We start from the raw sequence: 11642 nt of genomic DNA, 5'->3' as shown, positions 1-11642 counted from the left end.
CATGAGCACTGAGACAACGGCCGGCGAGCGGGCCGGCATCCTCCTGGTGGACGACATGGAGGACAACCTGATCGCCCTGGAGGCCGTGCTGCGCTCCCTCAACGAGCCGCTGGTCCGGGCGCGTTCGGGCGAGGAGGCGATGAAGGCGCTGCTGCGCCGGCGCTTCGCCGTGGTCCTCCTGGACATCCGGATGCCGGGCATGGACGGCTTCGAGACAGCCGCCAACATCAAGCGGCTCGATCAGACCAAGGACATCCCGATCATCTTCCTGACGGGCACCGACGCCGACGAGGGCTACGCCTTCCGCGGCTACGCCACCGGGGCGGCCGACTACCTCACCAAGCCCTTCGACCCCTGGGTGCTGCGGGCCAAGGTCGCCGTCTTCCTCGACCTGCACCGCAAGAACCAGCAGCTGGAGAGGATGCTGGCGCAGGAGCAGACGCACCTCGCCCAGGTCGGCGACCGCCTGACCGCCCTGGACGACCGGCTGGCCGCCGACGGCCCGCTGGATCTGACGGGGCTGCGCGCACAGGTGCGTGACCTCCAGGCGCTGGTGAACACGTTCCGGCACGGCCGGAGGCCGTAGCCGTCGTACGCCGGCCGGGGGTGGCGTGTGCGGCGCCCCCGGCCGGCGTACGACGCTCTCCGGTCACGCTTCCCTGGTTCCCGCGTACATCTCGTCGATCAGGTGCTGGTACTCGCGCTCGACCACCGGACGCTTCAGCTTCAGGCTGGGCGTCAGCTCGCCGTGCTCGACGTCCAGGTCACGCGGCAGCACCCGGAACTTCTTGATCGTCTGCCAGCGCTGCAGCCCCTCGTTGAGCTGGTCCACATACCCCTGCACCAGCCGCTGGACCTCCGGGGAGGTCACCACGTCGGCGTACTCCTTGCCGCTCAGACCGTGCTGTTCCGCCCAGCCGAGGACGGCGGGCTCGTCCAGCGTGATCAGCGCGGTGCAGAAGTTCCGGTCGGCGCCGATGACCAGGATGTTGGAGACGTACGGGCAGACCGCTTTGAACTGTCCCTCCACCTCGGCCGGGGCGATGTACTTGCCGCCCGACGTTTTGATCAGGTCCTTCTTGCGGTCGGTGATGCGCAGGTAGCCGTCCACGGACAGTTCGCCGATGTCCCCGGTGTGGAACCAGCCGTCCGGCTCCAGCACCTCCGCGGTCTTCTCCGGCAGCCCGTGGTAGCCCTCCATGATGCCGGGGCCGCGCAGCAGGACCTCCCCGTCGTCCGCGATGCGCACCTCGGTGCCGGGCAGCGGCTTGCCGACCGTGCCGGTCCGGTACGCCTCGCCCGGGTTGACGAAGGAGGCGGCGCTGGACTCGGTCAGACCGTAGCCCTCCAGGATGTGGATGCCGGCGCCGGAGAAGAAGTAGCCGATGTCGGGCGCGAGGGCGGCCGACCCGGAGACACAGGCGCGCAGCCGCCCGCCGAACGCCTCGCGGATCTTGGCGTAGACGAGGACGTCGGCGGCCTTGTGCCGGGCGGCCAGCCCGAGCGGCACCGAGGAGCTCCCGGTGCGGCGGAAGTTGTCCTGCCGGACCCTGGCGTGCTCCCGGGCCACCTCGGCGGCCCACTGGAAGATTCTGTACTTGGCGGCGCCGCCCGCGCGTGCCTTGGCCGCGACCCCGTTGTAGACCTTCTCGAAGATGCGCGGCACGGCCGCCATGTACGTCGGCTGCACCACCGGCAGATTCTCGATGATCTTGTCGACGCGGCCGTCGACGGCGGTGATGTGGCCGATCTCGACGTGACCGGAGGTGAGCACCTTGCCGAAGACGTGCGCGAGCGGCAGCCACAGGTACTGCACGTCCTCCTCGCCGAGCAGACCGGTCGCGGCGATCGCCTTCGCCATGTACGACCAGTTGTCGTGCGGGAGACGGACACCCTTGGGACGGCCCGTGGTGCCCGAGGTGTAGATGAGGGTGGCCAGCTGGGTGGCGGTGATCGCGTCGACCCTCTTGCGGATGAGGTCGGGATTCTCCGTCAGGTACGCCGCGCCGCGCCGCTCCAGCTCGGCGAGCGAGAGGACTCCGTCGCCGGAGAGGTCGGCGCCGTCGGTGTCGATGACGATCACATGGCCGAGGTCGGGCAGCTCGGCCCGCTTCTCCTGGACCTTGGCGAGCTGGGCCGCGTCCTCCGCGATCAGGAACCGGCTCGCGGAGTCGGACAGGATGTACGCGCTTTCGTCGGCGTTCGTCTGCGGGTAGACGGTCGTGGTGGCCGCGCCCGCGCACATGATGCCGAAGTCGGCGAGGATCCACTCGATACGGGTGGCGGAGGCGAGGGCGACGCGCTCCTCGGGCCGGACACCCAGCTCGATCAGCCCGGCCGCGATGGCGTACACCCGGTCGGCGGCCTGCGCCCAGCTCAGCGACTTCCAGTCGTCCGGGCCCCGGCCGGACCGCGAGGGGACGGGGTAGCGGTAGGCCTCCGCGTCCGGTGTGGCCGCCACGCGCTCCAGGAAGAGGGCCGCCACGGACGGCGGACGGTTCTCGATCAGATTCTGTGTGTCGCTCACGACATCCTCCGGGCCCGCGACGGTGCGGCTGGCTCGATGCGGCTGATTCAGTGCGGCTGACTCATATGACTCATGGCGGCTGACTTCTGGCGGCTGACTTCTGGCGGCTGCTGTTTAACTCGCGAGTAACCGTCGAGTGGTGATCAGGGTAAGGCTCCGTTCGCCGGTGCGTAAGGGGCGGAAGGCCGTCACTTCGTACGGAGGCGTACCCGGTACGGCCGCGGGGACGACACCCCGCACGCGGACGACGCCCCCGCACGCGGACGGGCCCGCCGCGCCGAAGCGCGACGGGCCCGCACGTGTACGCGTCCCGGGAGGCCGGCTACTTCTTGCCCTTGCCCGAGCCCCCGCCCTCGTCACTGGAGAGGACGGCGATGAAGGCCTCCTGCGGAACCTCCACGGAGCCGACCATCTTCATCCGCTTCTTGCCCTCCTTCTGCTTCTCCAGCAGCTTCCGCTTACGGGAGATGTCACCGCCGTAGCACTTGGCGAGGACGTCCTTGCGGATGGCGCGGATGGTCTCGCGGGCGATGACGCGGGAGCCGATGGCGGCCTGGACCGGCACCTCGAACGCCTGCCGCGGGATCAGCTCCTTGAGCTTGGCGACGAGCCGGACGCCGTAGGCGTACGCCTGGTCCCGGTGGGTGATCGCGGAGAACGCGTCCACCTTGTCGCCGTGCAGCAGGATGTCGACCTTGACGAGGCTGGAGGTCTGCTCGCCGGTGGGTTCGTAGTCGAGCGAGGCGTAACCGCGGGTCTTGGACTTCAGCTGGTCGAAGAAGTCGAAGACGATCTCCGCGAGCGGCAGCGTGTAGCGGATCTCGACGCGGTCCTCGGAGAGGTAGTCCATGCCGAGCATGACGCCGCGCCGGGCCTGGCACAGCTCCATGATCGAGCCGATGAACTCGCTCGGCGCCAGGATCGTGGCGCGCACGACCGGCTCGTACACCTCCCCGATCTTGCCCTCGGGGAACTCGCTCGGATTGGTGACCGTGTGCTCGCTGCCGTCCTCCATGACCACGCGGTAGACCACGTTCGGGGCGGTCGCGATCAGGTCGAGGCCGAACTCGCGCTCCAGCCGCTCCCGGATCACGTCCAGGTGCAGCAGGCCGAGGAAGCCGACGCGGAAGCCGAAGCCGAGGGCCGCGGAGGTCTCCGGCTCGTAGACGAGGGCGGCGTCGTTGAGCTGGAGCTTGTCCAGGGCGTCGCGCAGCTCCGGGTAGTCGGAGCCGTCCAGCGGGTACAGCCCGGAGAACACCATGGGCTTGGGGTCCTTGTAGCCGCCGAGCGCCTCGGTGGCCCCCTTGCTCTGCTGGGTGATCGTGTCGCCGACCTTCGACTGGCGGACGTCCTTCACACCGGTGATGAGGTAGCCCACCTCACCGACGCCGAGGCCGTCCGCGCCGAGCATCTCGGGCGAGTTGGTCCCGATCTCCAGCAGCTCGTGCGTGGCGCCGGTGGACATCATCCGGATCCGCTCGCGCTTGTTGAGCTGCCCGTCGACGACACGGACGTACGTCACGACGCCCCGGTACGAGTCGTACACCGAGTCGAAGATCATGGCGCGCGCGGGGGCGTCGGCGACGCCCACCGGGGCGGGGACCTCGGCGACGACCTTGTCGAGCAGCGCCTCGACCCCGAGGCCCGTCTTGGCGGACACCCGCAGCACGTCGTCGGGGTCGCACCCGACCAGGTTGGCGAGCTCCTCGGCGAACTTCTCGGGCTGCGCGGCCGGCAGGTCGATCTTGTTGAGCACCGGGATGATCGTGAGGTCGTTCTCCATCGCCAGGTACAGGTTGGCGAGGGTCTGGGCCTCGATGCCCTGGGCGGCGTCGACGAGGAGGATGGTCCCCTCACAGGCGGCGAGCGACCGCGAGACCTCGTAGGTGAAGTCGACGTGTCCCGGGGTGTCGATCATGTTGAGGATGTGCGTCTTGCCCGGCTCGTCCGTGGGCGCCCAGGGCAGACGGACCGCCTGGGACTTGATCGTGATGCCGCGCTCGCGCTCGATGTCCATGCGGTCGAGGTACTGAGCACGCATCTGCCGCTGCTCGACCACACCGGTCAGCTGGAGCATCCGGTCGGCGAGCGTGGACTTGCCGTGGTCGATGTGCGCGATGATGCAGAAGTTGCGGATCAGAGCCGGGTCGGTACGGCTCGGCTCGGGCACATGGCTGGGGATCGCGGGCACGCAGGGTCCTGATTCTTGAGGCGTCCGCAGTGTCTGCGGTCTCGGGTCGGATCGTCACGTAGGCTCCATGGTCCCACGGACGCGGACCGGTGACCGGTTTGGGCCACTCAAGGGGCCGCTGGTAGTGTGGATGGCTGTGTCTCATGCCCTCTCAGCGCGAGGCACGTCTTCTGGAAAACCATCGGCACGGCTCCTGTCCGGTCCCGTGCCTGAACCTGAAAAGGCTCATTCGTGGCGAACATCAAGTCCCAGCTCAAGCGGATCAAGACCAACGAGAAGGCCCGGCAGCGCAACAAGGCCGTCAAGTCCTCTCTGAAGACCGCGATCCGCAAGACCCGTGAGGCCACGGCCGCGGGTGACGTGGAGAAGGCGAACCTGGCCCTGCGCGAGGCCTCGCGCAAGCTCGACAAGGCCGTCTCCAAGGGCGTCATCCACAAGAACCAGGCTGCCAACAAGAAGTCGGCCCTGGCTGCCCAGGTCTCTGCCCTCAAGGGCTGAGTCGGCCGAGTCCGCGGACTCGTCCTCACGACTCTCCTGACTTGACCGTCGGCCGGACCCAGAGCGGGCCCTCTCTCATCCGCTCCCGACCGGCACCCCGGACCCGTACGCGGCCTGCGTTCGCCACGCGGGTATGGGTCCACGAGCTTCACCCGGAGCCCCGGTCCCCGTTCTTCCCCGGAACGAGGGTCGGGGCTTCCGGCGTTCCGCGCTCGGGCTCTGGCGCGTGTTCCGGAGCTCGTCACGGCACTCCGAGGCGCACGGCGCGGTGCCGGGGCCTGCCCGGCTCCGGCCGTCACCGGCCGTCACCGGCCGCCGCAGGCTCAGCCCCGGCGCGACCGGGCCGCCCGCGCGATCGTCACGACCGCCTTCTCCAGCGCGTACTCGGGGTCGTCCCCGCCGCCCTTCACTCCCGCGTCGGCCTCGGCGACCGCGCGCAGGGCGACCGCCACCCCGTCCTGCGTCCACCCGCGCATCTGCTGCCGCACCCGGTCGATCTTCCACGGCGGCATCCCCAGTTCCCGCGCCAGATCGTTCGGCCGGCCGCCGCGCGCGGAGAGCAGCTTGCCGATGCCGCGCACGCCCTGGGCCAGCGCGCTGGTGATCAGTACGGGCGCGACCCCGGTCGACAGCGACCAGCGCAACGCCTCCAGCGCCTCCGCGGCCCGCCCCTCGACGGCCCGGTCGGCCACCTCGAAGCTCGACGCCTCGGCCCGCCCGGTGTAGTACCGCCCGACCACGGCCGCGTCGATCGTCCCCTCGACGTCCGCGCACAGCTGCGACACCGCGGACGCGAGCTCCCGCAGATCGCTGCCGATCGCGTCCACGAGCGCCTGGCAGGCCTCGGGCGCGGCGGACCGGCCCAGGGTGCGGAACTCCGCCCGGACGAATCCCAGCCGCTCGGCCGGCTTCGTCATCTTCGCGCACGCCACCTCACGGGCGCCCGCCTTGCGCGCCGCGTCCAGCAGCCCCTTCCCCTTGGCCCCGCCCGCGTGCGCCAGCACGAGAGTGATCTCCTCGGCGGGCGACCCGAGGTACGCCTTCACGTCCTTGACCGTGTCGGCCGACAGATCCTGCGCGTTGCGTACGACCACGACCTTGCGCTCCGCGAAGAGCGACGGACTCGTCAGCTCGGCCAGCGTGCCGGGCTGCAACTGGTCCGGGGTCAGATCCCGTACGTCCGTGTCGGCGTCGGCGGCCTTCGCGGCGGCCACCACCTCCTGCACGGCACGGTCGAGCAGGAGCTCCTCCTGGCCCACGGCAAGCGTGACAGGGGCGAGGGGGTCGTCGTTCGCAGTCTTCCTGGCCATCCCCCACAGCATCCCACGGGCCACTGACAACCCGGTCCGGGCGATGTCAGGGCTCCTCCCGCCATCCCTCCCACTCCCCCGCGAACTCGTCCAGCTCGGCCGGGTCGAGCCGCCCCCGCTCGTCGCGGAGGACCACGAGCCACTGCGCGTCCTCGGCGTCGTCCTCCCCGGCCAGCGCGTCCCGTACCAGCTGGGGCTCCTCGTCCACCCCGAAGCGGTCGGCCAGGGCCTCCACCACCTCCTCGGCGGCATCGCGGTCGGGCAGCACCAGGACATGTCTCACATCGCTCACCGTCACATTGTCCGACAGTCCCGGCGGGCCCCGCCCCGGCTCAGTCACCCGCCGCCACCCTCAGCTCTCCCGCCGTGCCGCTCACGGCGATCGCCCCGTCCTCGTCCGTGCGCAGCACCGTCGCACCGGTGGACCGCAGCGCCGCCAGGGTGCTCGGTGCCGGATGCCCGTAGGGGTTGCCGGCACCCACCGACACGAGCGCCAGCCGCGGGGCCACGACGCGTATGAGGTCCGGGTCCTGGTAGGCGGAACCGTGGTGGGCGACCTTGAGGACGTCCACCGGTCGCAGACCGGCGGCAACCGGTGATCTCAGCAGCGCCCGCTGCGCCGGGGGCTCCAGGTCGCCCAGTATCAGCAGGCTCACCGCGCCCGCCCCCGTGCCCGACCGCACGAGCATGGTCACGCTGGCGTCGTTCGGCCCCTCCGACCCGGGCCCGCCTCCCGGTGCGGGCGGTGGGGGCCCGAGGACCCGCCAGGCCAGGTCGCCCGTACGCCGTGCCTCTCCCGCCACCGCCCGCGACACCGGGACGCGCCGGGCCGCCGCCACTCTGCGGACGAACTCCGCCTGGTCCTCGGGCTCACCGAACGTGGTCGTCTCGATCGCGCCCACCGCACGTCCCCGCAGCACGCCCGGCAGCCCCGCCACGTGATCGGCGTGGAAGTGGGTCAGCACGACCAGGGGGACACGTGTGATGCCGAGGGCCCGCAGGCAGCGGTCGACGAGCACCGGATCGGGGCCGGCGTCCACGACCACCCCCGCCCCCTCACCCGCCGCGAGCACGGTCGCGTCGCCCTGCCCGACGTCGCACATCGTGAACCGCCAGCCCGGCGGCGGCCACATGGTGATCACCCGGGTCAACGGCGGCGGCTGCACGACGACCAGCAGGAACGCCACGAAGCACGCCGCGCACAGCCAGGGGCGGCGCGGCATCCGCCGTACGAGCACGACCGCGGTCACCGTCGCCAGGGCGAGGAGCAGCGCGCCCGGCCAGCTCCCCGGCCAGTCCACACCGGCACCGGGCAGCGCCGCCCCCGTCCGCGCGACGTCGGCGATCCAGCCCGCGGGCCGACCCGCGCACCAGGCAAGGGCCCTGGCCACCGGCATCGCCACCTGGGCGGTCGCCAGCGAGGCGAACCCCAGCACCGTGGCGGGCGCCACCGCGAACTCCGCCAGCAGGTTGCACGGCACGGCCACCAGGCTCACCCGGGCCGACAGGACCGCGACGACCGGCGCGCACACCGCCTGGGCGGCGCCGGCGGCGGCCAGCGCCTCGGCCAGGCGCGGCGGCACCCGGCGCCGGCGGAGCGCGGCGCTCCACCGCGGCGCGAGGGTGAGCAGGGCCCCGGTCGCGAGGACCGAGAGCAGGAAGCCGTAGCTGCGGGCCAGCCACGGGTCGTACAGCACCAGCAGCAGGACCGCGGTGGCCAGCGCTGGAATCAGGGACTTGCGGCGCCCGGTCGCGATGGCCAGCAGCGCGATCGACCCGCACGCCGCCGCCCGCACCACGCTCGGGTCGGGCCGGCACACGATCACGAAGCCGAGGGTCAGCACCCCTCCGGCGAGGGCGGTCGGCCGGAGGGGAATGCCGAGCCTGCGTGCGAGCCCCCGCCGCTCCGCCCGCTGCGCGAGCCCGGGCGGCCCGATGAACAGCGCGAGGAGGATGGTGAAGTTGGCCCCGCTGACAGCGAGCAGGTGCGTGAGGTCGGTCGCCTTGAACGCCTCGTCCAGCTCGGCCGGGACCCGTGAGGTGTCCCCCACGACGAATCCCGGCAGCAGGGCCCGCGCGTCCGCCTCCAGCCCGTCCGTCGCCTCCCGCAGCCCGCTCCGCAGCCGGCCGGCGAACCGCTGGGGTGCGGACGGGGCGCCCACCACCTCCGGTGCTCCCTCTTCTCCGTCGCGCACCCGCAGCGCCGCCGCGACACGGTCCCCACGGTCCAGGGCCGGTACGACGCGCGCGGTCACCCGCAGGCGCGTCGACGGCAGGAGGGACAGCCAGCGCCCGCGCCTCGACGCGGCCACGTCCACGATGACCAGGACCGGCGTACGCGTCGAGAGCACCGGGCCGCCCCGCCGCGTCACCCGCCGTACGTCCGCTTCGAGCAGGACGGCGGCCGGGGCCATGTGATCACCACTGAGCCGTGGCCGGGTGAGACGTGGATCGGCGGTCAGTTCGACGTCGGCCGTCACCTGTGCGTACTCCCGGGCCAGCGCGGGAACGGGTCCGCGCCGCACATCCGCGCCGTGCAGCCCGGCCGAGGCCGCCGCGGCGGCGGCGCAGAGCAGCACGGCGGCGACGGACGGCCTCGACCAGTGCCTGTGCCAGCGTCCTCGTTCTCTTTCGCCTCCTCGTTCTCTTTCGCGTCCTCGTTCTCTTTCGCGTCCTCGTTCTCTTTCGCGTCCTCGTTCTCTTTCGCGTCCTCGGCCTCGTTCGCGTCCTCGGCCTCGTTCGCGTCCCCGGCCTCGCCCGCTCCGGAGGAGGACGCACCCCACCACCAGGCAGACCGTCACCACCCCCACGATCCACCCGGCCGAGGCATCGAGCAGCGAAGCCGCCGTGCCCCAGGCGGCCGAGGCCGGTGGCACCAACCGCAGATCCGCCGGTCCCTCCTGCCGGGGGTGGGAGGCGCCGAGCCGGCTCCTCGCGGCGACGTGCACGGGGGCGCGGCGGACGGCGGGCGTGGCCGCGGCGACTCCCCTGCCGTTCGCCCCGGTCATGGCCGTACGAGAGGTCGCAGATCGGCGAAGCGGCGGTCACCGATGCCGTTGACCTCACGGAGCTCGTCGAGCGAGCGGAAACCGCCGTGCCGGGTGCGGTAGTCGATGATGTGCCGGGCCAGCACGGGGCCGACGCCCGGGAGAGTGTCGAGCTGCTCCGCGGAAGCCGTGTTGAGGGACAGCGGGGCCGCGGGGACGGCGCCGGCGGGCCCTCCCGTACCGGCTCCTCCGGCTCCTCCCGTACCGACCCCTCCCGTACCGGGCGCATCTGTGGCGGGGCCTGCCGCGGGTACGGGCGCGCCGACGACCACCTGCTCACCGTCCGCGAGCAGCCGCGCACGGTTGAGCCCCGTCACGTCCACGCCCGGACGCACCCCGCCGGCCGCCCGCAGCGCGTCGGCGACCCGGGACCCCGCGGGCAACCGCTGGATCCCGGGGCTCCGCACCTTGCCGCTGACGTCCACCACGATCTCGGGGCCGGCCACGGAGGCGGACGGTCCGGCTTCGGTACCGGGCACCGCCGGGCCCTGCGCGTCCGGCGCGTCCGGTGCCATCGGCAGGTCCCGCGCGCCGTGCGGGACCGACCGCACCACCTCGGGCGCGCTCACCGGTTGTGTCCCACCCGTCCAGAAGTGCTGTCCGGCGAGGATCACCGCCACGAGCAGCACCACACCGAGCGCTGCGACGCTCCTCCGCTCGAGACCGCACCTCGTCTGCAGCCACAACGGCATCCGCTCGCGCAGCGCGGGACCGATCCGCTCCCGTACACCCCGCAGGTCTGGAACGCCCGGCACGTCCGAGGAGTCCGGCCGCTCCGCCCGCGAACCGTCCTTCCCGCTCGACCCGGTCCGCTCAGTTCGCTCGGTTCGCTCAGTTCCCTCGACCCGCTCGACCCGCTCGACCCGCTCGTCCGGTTCGGCGGCGGCGAAGAGTGCTTCCGTGCGTCTGCGGAGCGCCTCCGCCGATGCCCGTCGGCGCGCTGCCCGCCCCCGGCGGTGGCGTACGCGGCGGCCCGGGACGGGGGCCCGGCCGGGGCCGCTCGTGACGGACGCTGTGCGTGGACGCGAATGCGATCGGAGTGCCATGTCCGGAGGATCGGGCACATCCGCACGCTCGCGATGATCTTGCGCATTTCCCGTGGACCATCACCGGGTTGTGGACAACTCCGTCACCCACTCGAGCACCGGACATCACCGAGGGCAACTCGGCCGGCAGTTCATCGCGGCGAGACGACAGCTCCCAGCAACCCCGGTCCCGTATGCGCCCCGATCACCGCGCCGACCTCGCTGACATGGAGGTCGGCCAGTCCGGGCACCCGCTCCCGCAGCCGGTCCGCGAGTGCCTGGGCCCGCTCGGGCGCGGCCAGGTGGTGGACGGCGATGTCCACGGTAGCGCCGCCGGCGCGTTCGGTGACGATCTCCTCCAGGCGGGCGATCGCCCTCGACGCCGTGCGCACCTTCTCCAGCAGCTCGATGCGGCCGTCGTCGAGCTGCAGCAGCGGTTTGACGGCGAGTGCGGAGCCGAGCAGGGCCTGAGCCGCGCCGATCCGGCCGCCCCGGCGGAGGTAGTCGAGGGTGTCGACGTAGAAGTGGGCGGAGGTGCCCGCGGCCCTCTTCTCCGCGGCGGTGACCGCCTCGTCGGCCGTACCCCCGTTCTCCGCGGTCTCCGCGGCGGCCAGTGCGCAGAAGCCGAGCGCCATGGCGACCATGCCGGTGTCGACCACGCGCACGGGCACGGGCGCTCCGCTCGCGGCGAGCACGGCGGCGTCGTACGTGCCCGAGAACTCGGCGGACAGGTGCAGGGAGACGATGCTCTCGGCGCCCGACTCGGCGACCTCGCGATAGGTCTCGGCGAACTGTTCGGGGCTGGGCCGGGAGGTGGTGACGGGCTGTCGCTTCTGGAGGGCCTGGGCCAGCGAACGGGCCGAGATCTCGGTGCCCTCTTCCAGTGCCCGGTCGCCGAGGACCACGGTCAGCGGCACCGCGGTGATGCCGTGACGCTCCATCTCCCGCTGCGGCAGATAGGCCGTTGAATCGGTGACGATCGCGACATGGCAGGACATGAGCTGGAGGTTACCCGCCGCGCCGCGCGGACGGCAGCCCGGGCCC

The 11642-nt window shown here is 72.1% G+C and carries 9 protein-coding genes; 2 read left to right on the top strand and 7 right to left on the bottom strand.

Features of this window, described 5'->3' with window-relative positions; translation table 11 throughout:
• Window position 1 precedes the first annotated feature (1 nt).
• Entirely contained in the window at window positions 2-586 is a 585-nt protein-coding gene (locus tag IEZ04_RS13530; protein ID WP_189217030.1) for a response regulator, read from the top strand.
• 63 nt (window positions 587-649) lie between these two features.
• Here the strand turns inward: IEZ04_RS13530 and IEZ04_RS13525 are convergent, their stop codons facing one another.
• Window positions 650-2527, bottom strand: coding sequence for an AMP-dependent synthetase/ligase (locus IEZ04_RS13525; RefSeq protein WP_189217029.1), 1878 nt, complete (start codon window positions 2525-2527; stop codon window positions 650-652).
• A 322-nt stretch (window positions 2528-2849) separates the two neighbouring features.
• Window positions 2850-4718, bottom strand: coding sequence for a translation elongation factor 4 (lepA, locus tag IEZ04_RS13520; RefSeq protein WP_189217028.1), 1869 nt, complete (start codon window positions 4716-4718; stop codon window positions 2850-2852).
• Window positions 4719-4949: 231 nt separating this feature from the next.
• On the opposite strand from lepA, the gene rpsT reads away from it, so the two are divergent.
• Entirely contained in the window at window positions 4950-5216 is a 267-nt protein-coding gene (gene rpsT / locus IEZ04_RS13515) for a 30S ribosomal protein S20 (RefSeq protein ID WP_189217027.1), read from the top strand.
• Between the two features lie 323 nt (window positions 5217-5539).
• Here the strand turns inward: rpsT and holA are convergent, their stop codons facing one another.
• The 5 genes from holA to IEZ04_RS13490 form a co-directional block, all read right to left on the bottom strand.
• Window positions 5540-6526 (bottom strand): DNA polymerase III subunit delta, encoded by a 987-nt coding sequence (holA, locus tag IEZ04_RS13510; protein WP_189217026.1) that lies wholly within the window; start codon window positions 6524-6526, stop codon window positions 5540-5542.
• 46 nt (window positions 6527-6572) lie between these two features.
• Window positions 6573-6818 carry a hypothetical protein gene (locus IEZ04_RS13505; protein WP_189217025.1) on the bottom strand — a complete coding sequence of 82 codons (246 nt, stop codon included), beginning with the start codon at window positions 6816-6818 and terminating at the stop codon, window positions 6573-6575.
• Window positions 6819-6858: 40 nt separating this feature from the next.
• Window positions 6859-9474, bottom strand: a complete 2616-nt coding sequence (locus IEZ04_RS13500) for a ComEC/Rec2 family competence protein (protein ID WP_229821032.1) — start codon at window positions 9472-9474, stop codon at window positions 6859-6861.
• Between the two features lie 56 nt (window positions 9475-9530).
• Window positions 9531-10619: a ComEA family DNA-binding protein gene (locus IEZ04_RS13495; RefSeq protein WP_189217024.1), complete on the bottom strand. Its 1089-nt coding sequence runs from the start codon at window positions 10617-10619 to the stop codon at window positions 9531-9533.
• A 131-nt stretch (window positions 10620-10750) separates the two neighbouring features.
• A complete protein-coding gene (locus IEZ04_RS13490) occupies window positions 10751-11596 on the bottom strand; it encodes a DegV family protein (protein WP_189217023.1) in 846 nt (281 codons plus the stop codon).
• Between the last annotated feature and the right edge of the window lie 46 nt (window positions 11597-11642).

The sequence above is a fragment of the Streptomyces ruber genome, from assembly GCF_014648075.1.
Taxonomy (GTDB): domain Bacteria; phylum Actinomycetota; class Actinomycetes; order Streptomycetales; family Streptomycetaceae; genus Streptomyces; species Streptomyces ruber.
This window is presented reverse-complemented; position numbering and strand designations above follow the sequence as displayed.

Bases quoted from the DNA above. Each gene is read 5' to 3' on its own strand.
- IEZ04_RS13490 (WP_189217023.1), bottom strand. From the start codon at position 11,596: ATGTCCTGCCATGTCGCGATCGTCACCGATTCAACGGCCTATCTGCCG.
- IEZ04_RS13495 (WP_189217024.1), bottom strand. From the start codon at position 10,619: ATGGCACTCCGATCGCATTCGCGTCCACGCACAGCGTCCGTCACGAGC.
- holA (WP_189217026.1), bottom strand. From the start codon at position 6,526: ATGGCCAGGAAGACTGCGAACGACGACCCCCTCGCCCCTGTCACGCTT.
- IEZ04_RS13530 (WP_189217030.1), top strand. From the start codon at position 2: ATGAGCACTGAGACAACGGCCGGCGAGCGGGCCGGCATCCTCCTGGTG.